Source organism: Streptomyces lichenis (assembly GCF_023218175.1).
GTDB classification, from domain to species: domain Bacteria; phylum Actinomycetota; class Actinomycetes; order Streptomycetales; family Streptomycetaceae; genus Streptomyces; species Streptomyces lichenis.
Genome location: NZ_JALPTH010000011.1, coordinates 107,887 through 128,277, shown reverse-complemented (window position 1 = coordinate 128,277; position 20,391 = coordinate 107,887). Strand labels below are relative to the sequence as shown.

Here is a 20,391-nt window from a genome sequence, read left to right as displayed (position 1 = left end):
ACACCCGACCGAAGTCGATGTGGTCGCGCGAGACCAAGCGCTGCTGAGCGGCATCCATGGGGTTCATTGAGCAGTACAGAGGGCTGTTCGTCAAGCGGTGAGGCGTCTCGCCGGGGCCCGCGGCGGGTCCTCCGGGGCTGCAATTCCTCCTGGCGGCAGCCCCGTTGAGCCCGGCGGGCTCCGCCCTGGTTGACAGGCTCACGCCGTCGGCACGTACGATCGTCGGCGGATCCGGCTCCGCACTGGTGGACGCCGCTCCGGTCGCGTTGAGGGACGCGGCGAGCGTGATGACGCGAGAACCCCCGGCCGCACCGAGGCCGCGCGGCGGCTGTGCCGCGCGCCGGCGGGTGCGCCGGGCGGTAGCCCACGCCCGCGATCCCCTCCCCCGGAGAGACCCCCGATGGTCACGCCTTCCGACGCCCTGGCCCCCGCCGCCCCCGTAACCGGCTCCGTCACCGACTCCGTCACCGCGGTCGCGTCCGCGCTGCCCGGGCCCGCGTCCGCGGTGTCCGCACCCCCGGACACCGGGCCGCCGCCCCCGATCGTGCCGCGCCGGCACCTCGGCCGGCGGCTGGCGGCGGCCGTCGCCCTGCTGCTCCTGGCCCGGCTGCTGGACTCGGTGGTCCGCAACGACGCCTTCCAATGGGACGTGGTGGGGCGGTACTTCACCACCGCCGCCGTGCTGGACGGGCTGCTGCTCACCCTCTGGCTGACCGCCGCGGTGATGGTGCTCGGCTTTCTGCTCGGCACCCTGGTCGCGGTCATGCGGCTGTCCGCCAACCCGGTGCTGCGGGCGCTGGGCTGGGGGTACGTCTGGGTGTTCCGCTCCACCCCGCTGCTGGTGCAGCTGCTGTTCTGGTTCAACATCGGCGCCCTCTACCCGACGCTCGGCCTGGGCATCCCCTACGGTCCCGAGCTGTTCACCGTCGAGACGGTCAACCTGCTGGGCCCGGTGCTCACCGCCGTCATCGGGCTGACCCTGCACGAGACCGCGTACGCCGCCGAGGTAGTGCGCGGCGGCATCCTCTCGGTGGAGAGCGGGCAGAGCGACGCCGCCGCGGCGCTGGGGCTGGGCCGGTGGCGCACCCTGCGCCGGATCGTCATCCCGCAGGCGATGCGCTCCATCGTGCCGACCGCCGGGAACATGCTGATCGGCACCCTCAAGGGCACCAGCATCGTCAGTGTGCTGGCGGTCCACGACCTGCTGTACTCGGTCCAGTTGGTCTACAACCAGACGTACCAGGTCATCCCGCTGCTGCTGGTGGCCACCCTCTGGTACGTGGCCGTGACCACGGTGCTGGGCATCGGGCAATTCTATGTGGAGCGGCACTACGCGCGCGGCACCGCACGCGCCCTGCCGCCGACCCCGGTGCGGCGGCTGCGGATCCGACTGGCCGCCCTGCGGGCCCGGTTGAGCGCCGCCACCGCTCCCACCGCGCCCACCGCCCCGTCGAAGAGTGGAGGCGGCCGATGACCGCACCCGATGACCCCTCATCGATCGTCGTGGTGGGCGCCGGGCCCCGGACCACCGGGCTGCTGGAGCGGATCGGTGCCAACGCCCCCGAACTCTGGGACGGGCGGCGGAGGTTGCGGATCCATCTGGTGGACCCGCATCCACCGGGCCCGGGGCGGGTCTGGCGCCGGGAGCAGTCGCCGCTGCTGCGGATGAACTCCATGGCCGAGGACGTCACCCTGTTCACCGACGACTCGTCCACCATCGAGGGCCCGGTGCGGCCGGGGCCCTCGCTGGCCGAGTGGGCCGCCCAGTTCTCCGGCCGGGGCCCGCGCCACACCCCGTACGCGGTGCCCGCCGATCCGGAGGTGCTCGCCGAGCTGCGGGCCCTGGACGGCGCCGACTTCCCCACCCGCCGGGTGCAGAGCGCCTATCTGGAGTGGGCCTTCCGCCGGGCCCTGGGCGCCCTTCCGCCGTCGGTCACCGTCGAGTGGCACCGGGCCACCGCGACTGAGGTCACCGGTCCCCCGGACGGCCCGCAGCAGGTGCGGCTGGCCGGCCGGGCCGTCCCGCTCAGCGCCGATCTGGTGGTCCTCGCCCAGGGCCATCTGGGCTCGGTGCCCGCGGCGGAGCATCAGGCCCACGCCGGCTTCGCCCGGCGCCACGGCCGCTTCCACCTGCCGCCGGAGTTCTCCGCCGACGCCGACCTCTCCGGGCTGCGCCCCGGCGAACCCGTCCTGCTGCGCGGCCTGGGACTGGCCTTCACCGATCTGGTGGTGCTGCTCACCGAGGGCCGTGGCGGCACCTACCGCACGGGCCCCGGCGGCGAGTTGGAGTATCAGCCGTCCGGCCGGGAGCCGGTGCTGTACGCCGGTTCCCGGCGCGGGGTGCCGTACCACTCCAAGACCCGCTACCGGCTGCGGGGCCCGAGGCCGCCGCTGCCCCGGCACTTCGGGCCGGAGGCGGTGCGCGGTCTGCTCGCCCGGGGCACCGCGCTGGACCTGCGCCGGGACGTCTGGCCGCTGATGGCCAAGGAGATCGGGTTCGGCCACTACCACGAGCTGTTCCACGCCCACCCCGAGCGCACCGCCCTGGACTGGGCCGGCTTCCTCGACGCGTACGACCGGCTGGACTGGTACGCGCCGCGGATGGCCGAGCTGGTGGCCGCCGCCGTGCCGGACCCGGCGGACCGGCTGGACTTTGAAGCCCTGGACCGCCCGCTGGACGGGCTGGCCTTCGCCTCGCCGGACGACTTCCAGAAGCATGTGCGTGAGCTGGTCCACGCGGATGTCGCCCGCCGCGAGGACCAGCAATTCAGCGCGGACCTGGGGGCGTTCTACGCCCTGCTCTCGGTCTACGGGCAGCTGCCGGGGCTGTTCGCCACCGGGCGGCTGACCGCTCGCTCGGTCGCCGAGGGGGTGGACGGCTGGTGGCAGGGGTTCTTCAGCTTCCTCGCCTCCGGGCCGCCCGGCTTCCGGCTGCGCCAGCTGGACGCCCTGTCCCGGGCGGGGGTCGTACGGTTCCTCGGCGCGGACGTCCGGGTCGGCACCGACGAGTCCACCGGCACCTTCACCGCCACCAGCCCCACCGTCCCCGGCCACACCGTGCGGGCCACCGCCCTGATCGAGGCCTATCTGCCCCGGCCCTCGCTGGAGCGCACCGAGGACCCGCTGCTGGCCGGGCTGCACCGGGGCGGCCGGATCGCCGAGGAGGTGCTGAGCGACGCCGGCCACACCCACCGCTCCGGACTGCTCACCGTCTCGCCCGCCACCGCCCGGCTGGTCGACCCGTCCGCCGGCGGACCGCACCCCCGCCGCCTCGCCCTCGGCGCGCCCACCAACAGCCGCGCGGTGGCCGCCTTCGCCCGCCCGGGCACCGACGCCCCCGCCTTCCGGCAGAACGACGCGGTGGCCCGCGATCTGCTCCGTACGCTCGGCACGCTCCGTACGCTCGGCGCGCTGGGCGCTCCGTCAGCGACCACCGGCGGGGTCGGCGGGGGCGGTGAAGTCGGCGGGGGCGGCGGGGGCGGTGAACGGCCGGGGTTCGCCGGGGTCGGAGCCCGGGGCCGGCTGCCAGGCCGCCGCGCAGAGGGATTCGGCGACGGCGGCCGTGTAGCGGGCGGCGGCGAGCCAGTGGGTGGCGAAGCCGTCGGTGTCGGCGGGCAGCAGGCGGCCGAATCCGTCCCGCTCGCGCTGTGCGGCCGAGGCGCACAGGGCGGTGAGCAGGCCGGCGGCGGTGGGCAGGCCCGCCCGGCGTAGCCGGCCGGCCTCGGCGGTGGTGTCACCGAGCAGCCCGAGGGCGGCCCGGCCCGCCGGGACCGTCTGCTCGACCCGGCGCTCCAGCAGATGGAGCGCCGGCGATGTCCCGCCGTCGCCGGGTCGCGGCGGGGCGGGGTGCACGGGGGCGCCGGGGTCGGGCAGGTCGGCGCGGCGCAGCCGGTCGAACCCGAGGTCCACGATGCCTTCGCCGGTGGGGTGCGAGCAGGCGAGCAGGGTGAGGCGGGGGTGGTGGGCGGGCGCCAGCCGGCCGATGATCCGCAGGCGCATCCCCGGTGCCGTGGCCAGCAGCATCAGATTGTCCCGGTGGGCCAGCGCGGGATCGTCGTCGGCGACCGCGAGGCGGACGGCCGTACCGCCCTCGCACCGGGCCAGCAGGCAGCTGCCGCCCGCCTCCCGTACCGCGCCGAGGAGTTCGACGTCCAGGAAGAGCAGGTCGCTGCCGCCGCCGTCCGGGTCCGCGTACCGGGAGACGGAGGCCAGCGCCCGGGCCGCCTGCGCGGCCGGCGGCACCTCCCACAGCGCGGCGAGCGGCGGCTCCCACCAGCCCGCGCCCCGGGCGGACACCGCCTTGACGCCCTTGCCGGCCCCCAGCCGGCCGTCCGGGGAGACGGTCGCCCCGGCCACGGCCAGCCCGGCCCGGCCCAGCTCCCGATGGGTGAGCGCGGTGTCGCCGAGGCGTACGGCCCGGTCGGCCACGCCCAGCGCGCGCCCGACCCCGCCGGGTGCCACATCGCCCACGGTGTAGAGCCGGCCGTCGGGTCCGGCGACCCAGGTACGGGCTCCGCCGTGTCCGGAGCCGGTGACCACCGGCTCGGTGAACAGCCCGTACAGCCGCAGTGAGCCGTCCGGGCTGTACGGGCGGCGGGCGCGGCCCCGGACGGCGGCCAGCTCCGCCCCGGACACTGTGCGCAACCGGTGCGCGGTGGTGAGGAGTTCGGCCAGGGCGGTGACCAGGTCGGCGGTGCGGTAGGAGGGGTCGTGGGCGCGGGCGGCGCGCAGCAGGGTGACCACGGTGATCGCGGCGGCCGCGGCGCGGGGCAGCTGTCGGAGCCTGGCGGTGTGTGCGGCCCGGAGCAGCGCCGCCTGGGCGACCGCCCCGGCCCCGTCCACACCGGCCTCCAGCACGGCGGCGCCCGCCGACCAGAGCGCGGCGGCCGCGGCCCGCTGGGCGGGGCTCGCCACCTCGTCGGCCGAGGGGATCGCGGGGGGTGCCGGGGGTTCCTTGGATGCGGGGGCCTGCGCCGGTTGCCGGACGGGGTCGGCGGGGGGCTCGGCGGGCGGGTCCGCCGCCGGGGCGGCGCAGGCGGCGGCCGCGCGGTGCACACAGGCCGGGGCGAGGAGGCAGCCGCAGACGATGGCGTCCGGCGTCGCCACCGCACCGCCCGGGGCGTGCAGGCGCAGCGCGGTCTCGTCGTCGACCGCGATCACCACCGTGTCCCCGTCACGGTGCACCGGGTACGCGGCGAGCTTGGCGACCGCCGCGTCCAGACGCTTGCGCAGCCGGGGCGAGAGGTCTTCCACCAGGGTGGCCGTCACCTCCGGGGCGACGGGCGGCAACTGGGCGGCGGTCATGCGATGCGCTCCGGGGCGGTGAGGTGGGCGGTCATGCGGTCTGCCCCGGAGCCGGCCGGGGCGGTGGGGTGGGCGGCGGTCATGCGGCCTGCTCCAGAGCCGGCCGGGGCGGTGGGGTGGGCGGCGGTCATGCGGTCTTCTCCCCTATCCAGCGGGCCAGTTCGAGGGGGCTGAGGGCCGCCACGGGCATCCCCGCGGCCACCAGCTGCCCGGCGACCCCGGTCGAGTAGCGGGGGCGCCCGGCGTCGTCCAGGCTCGCGCACCCCAGGACGTGCGCCCCGGAGGCCACCAGGGCGCGCACCTCGGCCAGCAGTCCGCCGAGCGGGGCGCCCTCCTCGAAGTCGCTGACCAGGACCACCAGGGTGCGGCTGGGCACCGTGATCAGGGAGCGGGCGTGCCGGAGCCCGGCGGCGATATGGGTGCCCCCGCCCACGCTCACCTCCAGCAGGAGGGAGAGCGGGTCGTGCACATGGCCGGTGAGGTCCATGACCTCGGTGGAGAAGGCGAGGAAGTGGGTGCTCAGGGTGGGCACCCCGGCCAGCACGGAGGCGGTCAGCGCGGACCAGATGGTGGACGCCTCCATGGAGCCGGAGACATCGGTCACCAGGATCAGCCGCCAGTCGGCCGAGCGGCGGGCCCGGCTGCGGAACACCGGCTTCTCCGGGATGACCTGGATCGTGCCGTCGGCGGTGCGCCGGGCGGTGGCCAGGTTGGCGCGGAGGGTGCGCGGCAGGTCGAGACGGCCCCCGGGGCGCCGGGTGGGGCGGGCCAGCATGGTACCGGTGAGTGCCGGGCGCAGCCGGGTGGCGAGCTGCCGGGTCAGCTCGTCCACCAGGCGGGCGACCAGGGGCCGCAGCGCCGCGAGGCGGGCCTCGGGGAGGCCGCCGGCGTACCGCAGGACGGTGCGCAGCAGTTCCACGGAGGGGGTGGCGGCGGCCGGGTCGAGCTCGGCGAGGACGTCCGGCCGGCCGGTCGCGGCCGCGGCGGCCAGCACCTCCTCCCGTACGCCCGGCCCGAACAGCGCGGCCAGCTCCTCCGACCACTCGCGGACCCCGGGGAACGATGCCTCCCGGCCGCCGCGGCGGGAGGGTCCGCCGGGCAGCCCGCCGCGCGACCCCTCGCCGCGCCCCGCGCCGTAGAGCTCGTCCAGCGCGGTCGCCAGACGGGCCGCGCCGGGGGGCAGTTCGTCGGTACGGCGGCCGAGGACCAGCCGCCAGCGGTCGGCGGGGGCGAGGGTGTGTGCCTGGGTCGGGGAAGGGGTGGGGCCGGGGCCGTTGGTCAGGGGGAGGGCGCCGGTGGGCGGGGGCAGGGGCAGGCCGAGTGCGGCCAGCAGATCGCGGGCCGCGAGGTCGGCGGCGGTGCGGCGGGCCAGCTGTACCGGGTCGTCGCCGTCCAGGCTGTCCACCTGTTCGCCGAGCCGCTCCTCCACGGTGTCCAGCAGCCGGTCCCGCGCGGCGGGGCTCAGGGTGTCGAACCCGCCGCGCAGGGCGGGCAGCCGGGCCAGGAACGCGGCGTCCGGCAGCTCCACGACTCGGCGCAGCAGCGGATCGAGGGCGGCGGCGCCGACGGTGAGCAGGGGGCCCGCCGCCGTCAGGACGCCGGTGAGGCGGGCGGTGAGCGCGGCCCGGGAGGCACTGTCCGCGGCGCCGTCCACCCAGGAGGCGACCCGCACCCCGAAGGCTTCGGCCTCCTCGTGGCCGGTGAGCACCCGGACGGCCCCGGCGGCGGCCGCCATCAGCGGGGTGCCGTCGGCGGCGAGCCGGGCGAGGGCGTCGGTGAGCCGGATGCCGCCCAACCGGTCGGCGCGCTGCGCCAGTTCGAGCAGCGCTCGGGCGTCCTCGGGCTCATCGGACCCGGTCAGCCCGTCGACCTGGCGCACCGCCGCCGAGGTCAGCAGCTCCACCGCGTGGGCGATACGGGCGTGGCCCGTCTCCGTATGCGGCGCCTCCGGGAGCGGGGCCGGGGCCGTCAGTCCAGGGAGGTGGCCGGCGGCGAGTCGGTCCAGCAGGTCCAGCCCGGCGAGGAGCTCGGGCAGGGTGCCGGCGGCGGGGAGCACCGCCGCCAGCTCCGCCAGCCGCTCGTCGGTCAGGGCGGGGAGCCCGCACTCGGCGGCCTGGGTGAGCCCCCGCACCACCTGCGCGGCCGTCGGGCCCTCCTGGGCCCGCTCGGCGGCGTGCCGCTGCCGCAGCACCCCCGCGGCGGCCTGGGCCGGGGTGACGCCGCGGGCTCCGGCGGCGGTGAGCATCGCGGCGGTCGCCGGGGTCCACCGGATCTGCCAGCGGGTGGTGAGCGCCTCCGTCCCCCCGGCGCCGGTGACATCCTGCTCCTGCGCGTACGGGATGCCGCACACCGACAGTCGGCGCAGCAGCAGCTCGCGGCGCCGGTCCAGGGCGGAGCGCGCCGGGTCGAGCCGGAGGTCGCGCGGCGCCTTCTCGTGAGCGTCCCCCGGCCCGGGGAGGGCCAGCTCCTCGATCTCGGCCTCCACGGCGGGGCCGAGACCGCTGCGGGGCGCGGCGGGCGCGGGCCGCCCGGTGCGCGTCCCGACGAGGACCTGCTCCAGGGCCTGGGCGACGGCGCGGCCGGTGCCGTAGGTCTCGCCCCGCCCCAGCACCGTCTGCACGGCCTCCAGCAGCTCGCCCCGGCCGGGCGCGGGCAGATCCCGCAACCGGGCCAGGTCGCCGGCCACCCGGACCACCTCCCGGCCGTCCGCCGGGCCGTAGGGGTGGCCTTGCCCGCGCAGCGCGGCGCAGACCTGTACCGCCGTGCGGATCAGCGCCTCGTGCAGCGCGGCCGGGTCGCCGGCCGACTCCAGCACGGTGTGCTGCCACTCCGGGTCCCGGATGCCCGCGGGGTAGCCGGACCGGGAGTCGAGCAGCGGGTAGGTGTACGGGATGAGGGACACGGTGCACGCCCCGGCCCCCTCGTCCCCCTTCTCCTCCACGCTCCCGGCCCCGCTCGTCGCCGACAGCAGCGCCGGGGTGTGGAAAGCGCCCACGACCACGGCGGGCCGCCGCCCCTCGGCCAGGGCCGCTGCGATGTGCCGCCGCATACAGGCCTCGCGCACCAGGTCGGTGCCGTCCACCGTGCCCCGCGCCTCGGCCTCGTACCGCAACGCCCAGCCGGTGAGCAGGGCGGCCCGGCGAAGCGCCTCCGGACTGGAGCCCGGGGCGGGCGCCTCGACCAGCCGGTCCCACAGGTCGTCACCCTCCCGGCCGGTGAGCCGGGAGCGCAGGGCGGCGGACAGTCCGGAGACCGCCCCTGGCACGGCGGAGAGCCCGTGGGCCGCCCCGGGCGCGGTGGACAGTCCGGGGGCCTCACCGGCCACGGCGGACAGCCCGTGGCCCTGCCCGGGCGCGGCGGACAGTCCGGGGGCCTCACCGGGCACGGCGGGCAGCCCATGGCCTCGCCCGGGCGCGGCGGACAGTCCGGGGGCCTCACCGGGCACGGCGGGCAGCCCATGGCCCTGCCCGGGCGCGGCGGGCAGTCGGGGGGCCTCCCCGGGCACGGGCGCGGACGCTCCGGGGCCAGCCGCGGGCGCGAGGGCGGACGATCCGTGGTCCTCCCCCGATACGGGGGCGGACAGCCCGTCCCCCTCCCCCGGCACGGCGGACCATCCAGGGCCCCCGCCCGGGCCCCCCTCCCCCGGCGTGAGGCCGTCCGGGGCCGGTGCGGGTGCGGGGGTGCCCGGGCCGTCGCCCCGGGCCCAGGCGCGGTCGGCCAGCGGCAGGTCACAGGCCACGGCCGGGATGCCGTGCCGGGCGGCCCAGCGCAGGGCGACCAGCTCCGGGGAGAAGTCGGCGAACGGGTAGAACGCGGGCTGCCGTTCGCCGTCCGGGTGCGGCCCGCCGGCCGGTACGGCGGCCAGTGCGACCGGGGCCTCGGTCTCCTCGTGGGCCAGCCAGCCCAGCCAGGGCTGGAACTCGGCGGGCAGCTCCACCAGCAGGACATCGGGGGCGGCCGCGTCCAGCAGCGCCGGGAGGGCGGCGGCCAGGGAGGGCGCGTGGTGGCGCACCCCGATCAGGAAGGGCTGCCCGGGCCCGGTGGCGGCGAGCGCGGCCACCGCGGCCTCCGCGGGGGTGGTGGTCGTCTGGCGCATCCTCAGCTCTCCAGTACCGCGCGCAGGTCCCACAGGGCGCGCCAGGTGGCCGAGCCCTGCTCGGCGCGGCGGCGGACGGGCCCGTCCCAGTACCCCAGCAGCCGGGCCGCGTCGGCGGGGTCGTCCTTGCGGACGACGCCGAGGAGGTGGCCGGGCAGGAGGGAGAGCACGTCCCGATCGCCGGGGAAGTAGGCGGCGGCCAGGCCCAGGGAGCCGGCGACGGAGACCGCCTCGGCGGTGCTCATCACCGTGGAGGGGCGTTCGACCTCCCAGCCCTCGGTGGAGCGGCCTTCGCGCAGGTCGCGGAAGGCGGTGACCAGGGCTTCCAGCACCGCGTCGTCCACCTGGTAGGCGGCGCCCGCGCGTTCGACCGCGGCCCGCGACTGGCGCCGGACGAGGGCGGTCTCGGCGTCCACGTCCCCGATGGGGCCGACCGTCTCGAAGTTGAAGCGCCGCTTCAGCGCGGCCGACATCTCCGAGACGCCCTTGTCCCGCAGGTTGGCGGTGGCGATGAGGGTGAAGCCGGGGGCGGCGTGGATCTGGGCGCTCTCGCCGCCGGCGAGTTCGGGGACCGCGATCCGCCGCTCGGAGAGCAGGGAGACCAGGGCGTCCTGGACCTCGGGGAGGCAGCGGGTGACCTCCTCGACGCGGGCGACGGCGCCCCGGGTCATGGCGGTGAGCACCGGGGAGGGCACCAGGGCCTGCTCGGTGGGACCCTGGGCGAGCAGCAGGGCGTAGTTCCAGCCGTACTTGAGCTGGTCCTCGGTGGTGCCCGCGGTGCCCTGCACGGTGAGGGCGCTGGTGCCGCAGACGGCCGCCGACAGCAGCTCGGAGAGCATCGACTTGGCGGTGCCCGGTTCGCCGACGAGCAGCAGGCCGCGTTCTCCGGCGAGGGTGACGACGCACCGTTCGACCAGGGCGCGTTCGCCGACGAACTTCTGCTCGATGACCAGGCGGCGCGGCACGCCGGTGCCGGGCGCGGCGCCCCTCGGCAGGCTCAGCGGCTCTCCGGCGCTGCCCATCACGAAGGTGACCACGGCGCGCGGGGTGAGGCGCCAGCCCGGCGGGCGGGGGCCGGAGTCATGGGCGGCGAGGAAGGCCAGCTCGGTGGCGTACCGGTCCTCGGGCGGGGTGGTCTGGCGGTGCTCCCGGGCGGGGCCCGCCGGGACGTCCCCCTCGGGGGTGCCGAGGGTGGTGGTCGTGGTGTCGCGTGTCATCGGCGGCGGCCCTTCCGGGGTGCGCGGGTGTCCAGTTCTTCGTAGGCGGGGGCGTCGCCGCCCCGGACCCGAGCCCAGGCGGCGGCGAACAGCTCAGGGACGGGCAGGTGCGGCAGGGTCCGGGTGGATCCGGCGATCGGGTAGAGGCCTTCTTTCCAGGTCTCCACCGGCAGCGCGGGGGCGCCGCGTTCGAGCCAGCCGCAGGGCAGGAAGAGGGTGCGGCCGGCGCGGGAGCGCTTGGCCTCCACGACCAGGCCGGTGGCGGCGAGCTCCGCCCGGGCCTTCTTGGCCCGGGCGGGCTTCCACTCGGTCCAGCGGGCGCAGTTGCGGTCGGTCGGGTCCGGCAGGGCGAGCAGCATGAGGTAGAGGGCCGCGGCGTCCGGGGTGAGGCCGAGGGTGTCCGCGACCTGGGCCACCAGCTCCGGCACCGCACGGGCCGGGTCCTGGGCCGGGTACTGCGGGGTGCCGTCGGGGGCGCCCGCCGCGACCAGGGTGTCGAGCTCCTGGCTCAGCAGGGCGCGCAGGGCGAGCAGATCGCCGGAGCCGGAGCCGGAGCCGCCGACGGTGCCCTCGACGAGTCCGAACGCCGGGTCCTCGGGGCCTTGCAGGCCGGCCGGGCGGATCAGCAGCTGCTCCTGGTCGCCGTAGCCGGGGACGAGGAGCAGCGCGCTGCCGGCCCGGACCAGGCCGTCGGATTCGGCCGCTCCCTTCGGGGGCAGCCCGTAGGCGGCACGGACGGCGGGGCCGACCGGGTCGCCCGTCTCGGTCCAGGCCAGGCCGAGGTCGAGCACCAGGTCGGGGTCGGCGAGACGGCGGCGCAGGGCCGCCAGGCTGACGGGCAGCCGGTCCCGCAGGGGGTGGCCGTGGGGCAGGACGTAGGCGAGGGTGCGCAGCGCGGTGAGGGCCGAGACGAGCGCACCGTGCGCGCTCACCTGGTGGAGACCGGGGCGGCCGGTGCCGTCCTCGATCGGGATGGCCCGGCCCGGCCAGGTGCGGGACTCCGCGTTGAGGACGCGGTCGATGTCGGCCGGGCGGGTGCCGGTCAGGTCCGCGTCCAGTTCCTCGGGGACGCGCACCAGCGAGGCCAGGCGCTCCCGCCAGACCTCGGCGGCGGCCGGTACGTCCGGTCCGGTGGTCCACAGCTCGGCCGGGTCGGCGGGCAGCAGTGCCCGCCACAGCGCGTGCCGGGCGTCCCCGGGCAGGGTGTGCAGCCTGTCCTGGGCGGCCTCGAAGGCGCGGGCCTTGGTGCCCAGCAGGGCGAGTGCCTCGGCGCCGGGCTCCTTCACGGCGGCGGACAGCAGGGCCGCGGCCTGGAGGGACCCGATGCCGGTGGCGGTGTGGAACGCCTCGGCGGCCTCCGGTCGCCAGGGCGCCGGTCCCCGCTCCCGTACCGAAGTGGTGAGCCGGGTGAGCCGGTCGCGGTCGATGCCCTGCCGGTGGACGTGCTCGCCGTCCAGGGTGAAGCCGGGGACGGGCCCGAAAACGCCGGTGGGGTCATGGTCCAGGGCCAGCCAGCGCGCGGTGTCGTTGCGGTAGTCGCGGCTGCGCTCCCCGACGACCACCACGGTGCGCTCGCCCTTGCGCAGCACCTGCCCGAGGCGCTGGACGGCGTCCCGGCCGCCCTGCCCGGGCGTTCGGGTGGCGTACGGCTCGATGAGCTCGATCTGGCGGACCGTGCCCTTGGGGTCGGCCAGCGGGCCGTCGGCCAGGGTGTCCAGCAGGACCAGCAGCGCGGCGCGGTGCTCCGGGGAGGTGGCCGCCGAGGCGGCCCGGTAGGCCAGTTCGGGCAGCTTGTCGAGGAGGGCGGGCCAGGACAGGGAGTCGCCGGGCACGGTCTGCTCGTCGCGCGTCCAGCCGTCGGCGGGGGTGAACGGATTCTTGGACGGCACGGGCGGGCCGAACGCGGGCTCGCCGGTGAGCACATGGTTCACGGCGAGGATCTGCCGGACGACGGTCCACCGCGCCGCGCCGCCCCACCAGCCGCCGTACAGCCGCTCGGGGCCCCAGGCGGTGGCCTCGCGCAGGGTGTTGTCGTCGGCGTGCTCGGGCGAGCGGTCGAAGAACATGCCCTGGGTGCGGGCGTTGTCCCGGGGGGTGGCCGGCCGGGCGGGCTCGGGCGGCCGCAGGTAGCGGGCCATCGCGGCGGCCCGGTCGACGGCACCGCGGACCACGGCGGTGACGCCGGCCCGCAGCCGGGCGTCGGTCACCTCGGGCAGCACCCGGGCGACGGCCTGTTCGGTCAGCTCCCGGGAGGAGGGCCCGGTGTACTCCTCCACGGCGCGGAACGCCGCCAGGTGCGCGGCGACCGCGGCGGCCACCTCCTTCATGAGCTGTGCGGCCCGGGAGTCGTCCAGGCTCCGCAGGGCGGCCGAGCCCCGCTCGTCCCGGGGGCGCAGGGCGTGCCAGTAGGCGACGGGCGGCAGATAGGGGGTGCCCGGCGCGTCGCCTCCGACCCAGGAGTCGGGGGTGACGGACCAGAGGGTGCCGCCGGTGCCGTCGGTGTCCGCCGGGTAGGCCTCGACGCAGCGGTGCTGCCGCACCAGGACGGGCCGTGATCCGCCGGGCAGGGTGAGGGCGCCCAGGGGTACCGGGCTGCCGCCGCCGGGCAGCGGGTGCGGCAGCCGCACGGTGTGGCCGTCGGGGGTGCCGGCGGTGATCCGGTGGCCGTCCGCGGGGGCGGCGGTGCCCGGTTCGCTGACCGTGCGGCGGACCCAGCGGCCGAGGACCGTGCCGTCCGTGCCGAGCGGGGTGTTCTCCAGGCCGGGCTGGAGGGGCAGCACCTGGCAGTGCTCGGAGAGCAGCCGGCTGCCGTCCCGCACCGCCGAGCGGAGGAAGGCGGGCAGGGAGGCCCGGCCGTGGGTGCCGCCGGCCGGGTCGTACTCCAGCCAGACGTGCTGCCGGCCCTGGTGGCCCTCGCGCCAGTAGCCGGTGCCGTCGGAGAGCAGGGCGCGGTGCGGCGGAAGGGAGGTGTCACCCGCGTGCAGGGCCTTGCCCCCGGTGGCACGGCCGCCGCCGGGCAGCGGCAGGCAGACGTCCTCCGAGGCGCCGGAGCCGCCCCAGCGGGGGATCTGCTCGCCGCCGAGGGTGAACCTCTCCGCCGGGCGGTGGGACCAGTAGCCGTGCTGCGTGCCGTCCTCCCACCAGATGACCAGCAACTCGCCGTCGACGTAGCGGAACGCGGGCGCCCGCCAGTGGTCGGCGGTCGGCGGCAGCCGCAGCGTGTGGCGCAGCAGGACGCCCTCCGGGCCGACGACGACGGCGCGTTCGAGGGTGCTGAGGACCAGTGCGGGCCAGGCGCCGGTGACGCTCACGCCCTGCGCCCGCCGGTTCCGGCGCGCCGCGGCGTCGGCCTCCGCGGTCAGTTCGGCGCAGGTCTCGTCCAGCGCGGGCCAGCCCAGTTCGTCCAGGACACCGGTGCGCAGGGAGGAGGCGAGCAGCGGCGCCACGTCGTGGGCCCGGAGGAGCCGGACCGCCTCCGGGGCGACCTGGCCGGCCACCGGCCGGAACACCGAGATCCTGCCGAGGGCGGAGTGCAGCGCGGGCAGTCCGCGCGCGGCGGTGTACTCCTCGGCGCGGGCGGTCAGCCATTCCCGCAGTACGGCGGAGAGCACCGGGTGCGCCGCGAGCCGGGCCAGGGTGGCGTCGTCCGGGTGGTTGTGGCGGCCGTTGCCCAGGTCGCCGACCGTGCGGCGCAGCAGGGCGCGGAAGGCGGGCTCTTCGGCGACGGCGGTGAGGTCCCGTGCGCCGGGCCCGGTGTCGGCGAGCCACCGGACGAGCGGAAGGGCGGGGCGGCGCGCGGCGTCCGGGCCCGGTGCCTCCGGGTCGGCCACCGGGATGCCGGAGGCCAGGCAGAGGTCCAGGAGGTCCAGGTCGGCGACGCGCTGCCAGCGGCCCTGGAACAGCTCCACGGGGCGCCCGTCGGCACGCAGCCGCTCCGCCATCCGGGTGACCAGGGCGAGCGTGCGCGGGCTGCGGCCGGAGGTGGACCGGTGGCCCTTGCGGTGCGCCTCCCAGCGGCCGAGCCACTCCGCCGGGGAGACGGCCGGGGCCTCGCCGGAGGCGCCCGGGTCCGCCGCGGGGGCGCCCGGGAGGGCGGTTAGCAGCTCCTCGGCACCGGATGCGGCCAGCAGGGCGAGCCAGCCGTGCTCGCCGTCCCCGTCCCCGCCGCCCTCGGTGAAGGTCTCCGGGAAGAAGCCGAGCAGCCGGGCGCGGACGGCCGCGTCCCGGCGGGCGAGGTCCAGGAGCGCGGGGCGGTAGGCGGCCCAGAACGAGGCGGGGGCGCGGACCACGCCGGGCGAGCCGATCAGGTCGGCCACCAGGTCGCGTTCGGCGGTCGCGCGGTCCAGGGCGGCGGCCTTGGCCAGCGCGCGCACGTCCTGCGGCAGCGCCGCGTAGGGCGGCATCCCGGCGGCGCAGCGCTCGACCAGCAGCCGGCGGAACTGCGTCCAGGCGTCCACCGGTGCGAGCCGGGCCACCAGGTCCCGTACGTACTGGCGCAGCGCCTTGACGGTCAGCGCCCCGGCGAAGGCGAACTCCAGGAAGACGGCCCGCTGCCGGTCCTCGTCCACGGCCAGCCCGTGCACCCGCTCGGCCTCGCGGGCCTTGCCGAAGAAGGTGGCGGCGTAGGTGGTGTTCTCCGCCTGCAGGAACAGCCGCGCCACCTGCTCGTAGTAGGTGGGCAGGAAGTGCGGGACGGCCCGGCCCAGGCGGGTGCCGAGGGTGTCGAAGCCCTCCTTGGCGGCTCCGGCGCGGGTCTTGGCCTGCCGGCCCAGCCGCTCGATGTCCTTGACCAGGGCGAGGGCGTGGTGCCCGTTGGCCGGGTCGTTGACCAGCGCCCAGGCCGGGAAGCCCAGGGTCTCCCGGCGGACCTGGCCCACCACGGGGGCCTCGGCGGTGCGGGCCAGGCCCAGGAACTCCAGCGCCAGGTCCTCGGCCTCGCCCAGGGTGCCGGGCACCAGCCGGACCACGGGGCGCTCGCCCAGGGCGGGGTGGGTGTAGGTGCGGGCGGTCAGGGTGTCGGCGTCGTCCCGGCCGGTGGTGCCGGCGGGCAGGACGGCGCCGGCCTCCAGCAGGGCGCCCGCGCGGGCCTCGGCGGCGGGGTCCGCACCGGAGGCCTGCGCGGGCGGCTTCACGGTGGTGTCCGCCGTCGCCGTGTCGGTCGTGGTGGTGCTCATGCCGCCTGCTCCTCGTTCTCCACGTCGCGTCCGGCGTAGAGCGCCGCCGCCATGCGCATGCCCTCGGACCAGGCGACGGGGCCGACCTCGGCCGCCGTCAGCGTGCGCCCCGCGGGGTCGGTCCAGCCCAGGGGGCCCGTCTCGGTGCCGTAGTCGTCGTAGCCGTCGTGCTCGCCGATCCAGATGCGCGCCTCGACGCTCCGGCCGTCCTCGACCACCGGGCAGACCGCGTAGCCGCCGCGGGAGCGGTATCCGAGCTGGGTGGTCCGGCCGTGCAGGAACCGCAGCTGCTTGAAGGCGCCGCCCGCGTAGGTGTCCACGGAGGTGGTGTCCGGGCCGAGGCCGGGCGGGCGGTGCCACACCTCGCGGAAGAGCTGCTCCACCCGCTGGCCCACGCCCAGCTCGACCGCGAACTCGCGCAGCTCTTCCAGATCGTCCAGGAGGACCGGGTGCGGGACGCTGACCACGTCCGGGGTGATGCGGACCGTGTCGCCGTCCAGGTCGACCAGGCCGAGACCGCGGTCGGGGTCGACATCCCGCAGGAATCCGGCGACCCCGCCGTCGGCACCGGTGACCACCACGTCGCGCAGGGCCGCCTGCCACGCCGGGTCGGGCCACACCCGGGCGAGCACCGCGGTGGGGACCGGCAGCGAACGCACCATCCACTGCTCGACATCGGTCAGGCAGCGGCGTTCGTGCCGCTCCAGCCACTCCGTCAGCTGCCGCAGGCCGACGACCGCCGGATCGTCCTTCAGCTTGGCCGGGACGGACTTGAGCAGCCGTCCCTTCCCGTTGCGGCAGACCAGCCGGCCCGCCTCCAGGGCGACTTCGTAGTCGCCCGCCGTTACCCACCCCATGCGCTGTTCTCCCCGCCGTCCGGCCGCCGCCTGACCGGCGGCACGCTGATGAGACCCGTCGACGGCGACGCACCGTGACGAGTGGGAGAGACTCTAGGGGCACCCTGTGACAATGCGTTCGGGAGCCGCCCGTGCGTGCGCGATCGCGCGGCCGGGGCGGTGGCGGGCGGTCAGGTCCCGGGCGGCGGGCGCCGGGCCGGGGCCGGGCTCAGAGGTGCAGCGTCCCGTCCAGGACGGTGACCGCGTGGCCGCTGAGGTGGACCCGGTCGCCGTGCAGCGCGGTGCGCACCCGGCCGGTGCGGGCGGAGACCTGGAGCCCGGTGAGCCCGTCCCGGCCCAGCCGCGCCGACCAGTAGGGGGCGAGCGCGGTGTGGGCGCTGCCGGTGACCGGGTCCTCCGGGATGCCCTCGGCCGGCGAGAAGAACCGGGAGACGAAGTCGTACCCCTGGTCGGGGCGGGCGGCCGGCGCGGTGATGATCACTCCGCGCAGCCCCTCACGGCGGATCAGTCCGGCCAGGGCGTCGAGATCGGGGACGGCGGACCGGACGGCCTGCTCGTCGGGGAGCACGGTGAGCAGGTCCCCGAGCGCGCCGGTGCGGAAGGCCGTGTCCGGCTTCTGCCCGAGGGCCTCGGCCAGCCCCTGCGGCACCGGGGTCTCGGTGCCGGGCGCGGCCGGGAAGTCCAGGGTGACGGTGCCGTCCTCGTCCGCCTGCGCCACCAGGGTGCCGCTGCGCCTGCTGCGGAACCGCACGGCGCCGGTGAGCCCGTGCTCGGTGCGCAGCACATGGGTGGTGGCCAATGTGGCATGGCCGCAGAGGTTGGTCTCCACCAGCGGGGTGAACCAGCGGATCTCCCAGTCCGCTTCGGACGAGGCGGGCAGCGGCAGCGCGAAGGCGGACTCGGAGAAGCCGAGTTCGGCCGCGACCTGCTGCATCCAGTCGTCCTGGGGCCAGTCCCCGGCGGGCAGCAGACACACACCGGCGGGGTTGCCGGCGAACGGGCGGTCGGTGAAGGCGTCAATCACATGGAATCGCATGGCCGCACGGTAGCGAGACCAATCCGGCGGGAAACAAGGCCAATCCGATCCGGGTGGACTGACTTTCACCGCCCTCGCGCGGGTGGCCCCCGGACCCGTCGGCGCCCGTCGTCCGGCACCCTGCGCCGGCGCAGGGCCCCGGTCCGCCGCCGGGTGCGCCCTTTCGCACCGGCCGGGCCCGGTCCGGGATACTGGGCCGGTTGCCATCCGACGATGCGAAGGGGCGCGCATGGGCGAGCAGTTGGGTACGGGGGCGGGTAACCGCCACGCCGTGGTGATCGGCGGCGGCATCGCGGGGCTGCTCGCGGCCCGGGTGCTGGCCGAGCACGCGGTCCGGGTCACCATCGTGGAGCGGGACCGCTTCCCCGAGGAGCCCGGGCAGCGCGCGGGTGTGCCGCAGGGGTGGCACACCCATGTCCTGCTGGAGGGCGGGCAGCGGGCCCTGGAGGAGCTGCTGCCGGGCGTGATGGACGAGCTGCGCGCCTCGGGGGCGCCCCGGGTCGGTATGCCCGAGGACATGGTGCAGTGCCACGGCGGCCGGTGGTTCCGGCGTACCGCCGCCACCTCCCCGCTCTACACCGGCACCCGGCCCGCCCTGGAACACCTGCTGCGGCGGCGCGTGCTGGCGGACGACCGGATCGCCACGGTGCAGGGCACCGAGGTCGTCGGGCTGCTGGGGGACGCCGCCCGGGTGCGCGGGGTGCTGCTGCGGGAGAAGGGCGCGGGCGCCGGGACCCGGCCGCTGACGGCGGACCTGGTCGTGGACGCCTCGGGGCGCGGCTCCCCGGCGCCCCGGTGGCTCGACGCGATCGGCGCCGAACGCCCGGACGAGGAGACCATCGACACCGGTCTCGCCTACGCCACCCGCGTCTACCGGGACGGCTCGGAGGGCGCCCTGGCCGACTGCCTCGGCTACTACCTGCTGCCGGGCCCGGACCAGCCGTACAGCGGCGGGGTGATCCCCATCGAGGGCGGGCGCCACCTGGTCACCCTGTCGGGGCTGCGCGGGGACGAACCGCCCACGGACGGGGCGGCGTTCGAGGACTACGCGAAGCGGCTGCCGCATCCGATCGTGCACGACTGGCTGCGGCTGGCGCGCGCCGAGTCGCCGGTACGCGGCTTCCGGGGGACGGCCAACACCCGGCGGCGCTACGACCGTCCCGGGCGCCGGCCGGCCGGGTTCCTGGTGACCGGGGACGCCCTGTGCGCCTTCAACCCGATCTACGGGCAGGGCATGGCGGTCGCCGCCCTCAGCGCGCTGGCGCTGCGCGACGCCCTGGCGGACCGCCGCCGGACGCCGACCACCCGGCGGGTGCAGCGGGCCGTGTTCCGCGCCTCCGCGCAGGCCTGGGCCATCTCCAGCGGGGCGGACAAGAAGATGCCGGGCGCGCGGGGCAATGCGCTGGACACTCCGGCCGTCCAGCGCCCCGCCGCCTGGTACCTCGGCCGGGTGCAGGCCCGGTACACCGGCGACCCGGTGGTGGGCAGGGCCTTCCGCTCCGTGCTGGCCCTGGTCGACCCGGTCACCGTGCTCTTCGCCCCGAAGGTCGCCCGTGCGGTGCTCTTCGCGCCGGTGCCCGCGACCCCGCCGGAGCCGCCGCTGAAGGCCGAGGAGCGCGCCGGCTGACGAGAAGCGCGCCGGGCCACCCGGCCTCCCATGGCGGCACTCCCGAGCCCCGCTCCCGGACCTGGAGCCGTCCGAAGGGGCCGGGCGCCCGCCGCTGTCAGACCCGCAGCACCTGCGGTCCGAGCAGCTGGTAGCGGTGGGCCTCGGCGAGCGGCAGCCCGGTGTCGGTGACGATGGCCTCCAGCTCGGGTACGTCGCCGAAGCGGCAGAAGCTCACCGCGCCGAACTTGGTGTGCACCCCGGCGAACACCCGGCGGCGGGCGCTGCGGATGGCCTGGGCCTTGACCTCGGCGACCGTGGGGTCCGGAGTGGTGAGCCCGTGCTCGCGGGAGATGCCGTTGGCGCCCATGTAGGCCAGGTCGATGACGAAGCCGGCGAGCATCCTGCCCGCCCAGTGGTCGACGGTGGCGAGCGTGGAGCCGCGTACCCGGCCGCCCAGGAGGAGCACGGTGGTGTGGGGCCGGGGCGCCAGTGCGGCCGCCGCCCCGAGGGAGGCGGTGACCACGGTCAACGGGCGTTCGCCGGTGAGGGACTCGGCGATGAGCTGGGGCAGGAAACCCTCGTCCACGAAGACCGTCTCGGCGTCGCCGAGCAGTTCCGCCGCCGCCGTGGCGATCCGGGTCTTCTGCGGCACATGGCGGGTGGTGCGGGTGGCGAACGTGGTCTCGAAACCGGCGCTCTCCACCGGGTAGGCGCCGCCCCGGGTGCGCTGGACCAGCCCGTGTTCGGCCAGCGCGCGCAGATCGCGGCGGATCGTCTCGGGCGCCACGGCCAGCCGGCCGGCCAGCGCCGCCACCTCCACCGAGCCCTGCCGCCGGGCCAGGTCCAGGATGGCGCGCCTGCGCTCGTCGGAGTCCATGGGCGTGTCCTTTCGAGAGGCGTGCCGGACCGGCGGGCTCGCGAGGCGCACCGGTGGCGGTGATCGTACGGTCCGGGCGGGAAACGGGCACGGCCGCCAAGGGAAACGGGCAGCCCCTCGCCGCCCGGAACCGCCGTGCACGGCTGCGACCTGCACCGACGCGGGAAACGCTCCGGGCAGGACCGGGCACGATCGGTGCGGCGACGAAGCGGTCCCCGGCC

Annotated in this window: 10 protein-coding genes and 1 pseudogene; 3 read left to right on the top strand and 8 right to left on the bottom strand. The window is 77.0% G+C overall.

Translation table 11 applies throughout. The annotated features are described in order from the left end of the window. The first annotated feature begins 400 nt into the window (after positions 1–400). Positions 401–1,474 carry an amino acid ABC transporter permease gene (locus M1O15_RS13520; RefSeq protein ID WP_248634048.1) on the top strand — a complete coding sequence of 358 codons (1,074 nt, stop codon included), beginning with the start codon at positions 401–403 and terminating at the stop codon, positions 1,472–1,474. Beyond that, positions 1,471–3,387: pseudogene (locus tag M1O15_RS13515) on the top strand (FAD/NAD(P)-binding protein); the annotation flags it as partial. The gene M1O15_RS13520 and the pseudogene M1O15_RS13515, both read left to right, overlap by 4 nt. Positions 3,388–3,423: 36 nt before the next feature. Here the strand turns inward: M1O15_RS13515 and M1O15_RS13510 are convergent. The 7 genes from M1O15_RS13510 to M1O15_RS13485 all read right to left on the bottom strand — a co-directional run bounded on the left by M1O15_RS13510 (position 3,424) and on the right by M1O15_RS13485 (position 17,684). Then, the gene (locus tag M1O15_RS13510; protein WP_248634047.1) at positions 3,424–5,304 is read right to left on the bottom strand and encodes a hypothetical protein; all 1,881 of its coding nucleotides are present in this window, start codon (positions 5,302–5,304) and stop codon (positions 3,424–3,426) included. Further along, entirely contained in the window at positions 5,301–5,435 is a 135-nt protein-coding gene (locus M1O15_RS31395; protein WP_282576706.1) for a hypothetical protein, read from the bottom strand. The genes M1O15_RS13510 and M1O15_RS31395 overlap by 4 nt, the downstream gene beginning before the upstream one ends. Continuing rightward, complete coding sequence (locus tag M1O15_RS13505; RefSeq protein WP_248634046.1) at positions 5,432–9,400, bottom strand: vWA domain-containing protein; 3,969 nt, start codon at positions 9,398–9,400, stop codon at positions 5,432–5,434. The genes M1O15_RS31395 and M1O15_RS13505 overlap by 4 nt, the downstream gene beginning before the upstream one ends. Before the next feature lie 2 nt (positions 9,401–9,402). Then, positions 9,403–10,617 carry an ATP-binding protein gene (locus M1O15_RS13500; RefSeq protein ID WP_248634045.1) on the bottom strand — a complete coding sequence of 405 codons (1,215 nt, stop codon included), beginning with the start codon at positions 10,615–10,617 and terminating at the stop codon, positions 9,403–9,405. After that, positions 10,614–15,791, bottom strand: a complete 5,178-nt coding sequence (locus M1O15_RS13495) for a hypothetical protein (RefSeq protein ID WP_248634044.1) — start codon at positions 15,789–15,791, stop codon at positions 10,614–10,616. Before M1O15_RS13495 ends, M1O15_RS13500 begins: the two co-directional genes overlap by 4 nt. Further along, entirely contained in the window at positions 15,788–16,648 is an 861-nt protein-coding gene (locus M1O15_RS13490) for a DUF4132 domain-containing protein (RefSeq protein WP_248634043.1), read from the bottom strand. Before M1O15_RS13490 ends, M1O15_RS13495 begins: the two co-directional genes overlap by 4 nt. Positions 16,649–16,856: 208 nt before the next feature. Then, positions 16,857–17,684 (bottom strand): PhzF family phenazine biosynthesis protein, encoded by an 828-nt coding sequence (locus M1O15_RS13485; RefSeq protein ID WP_248634042.1) that lies wholly within the window; start codon positions 17,682–17,684, stop codon positions 16,857–16,859. A gap of 229 nt (positions 17,685–17,913) precedes the next feature. Here M1O15_RS13485 and M1O15_RS13480 point away from each other — a divergent pair, with 229 nt between their 5' ends. Beyond that, positions 17,914–19,311 (top strand): FAD-dependent oxidoreductase, encoded by a 1,398-nt coding sequence (locus M1O15_RS13480; RefSeq protein ID WP_248634041.1) that lies wholly within the window; start codon positions 17,914–17,916, stop codon positions 19,309–19,311. Between the two features lie 97 nt (positions 19,312–19,408). Here the strand turns inward: M1O15_RS13480 and M1O15_RS13475 are convergent, their stop codons facing one another. Beyond that, positions 19,409–20,170: a DeoR/GlpR family DNA-binding transcription regulator gene (locus M1O15_RS13475; protein ID WP_248634040.1), complete on the bottom strand. Its 762-nt coding sequence runs from the start codon at positions 20,168–20,170 to the stop codon at positions 19,409–19,411. Between the last annotated feature and the right edge of the window lie 221 nt (positions 20,171–20,391).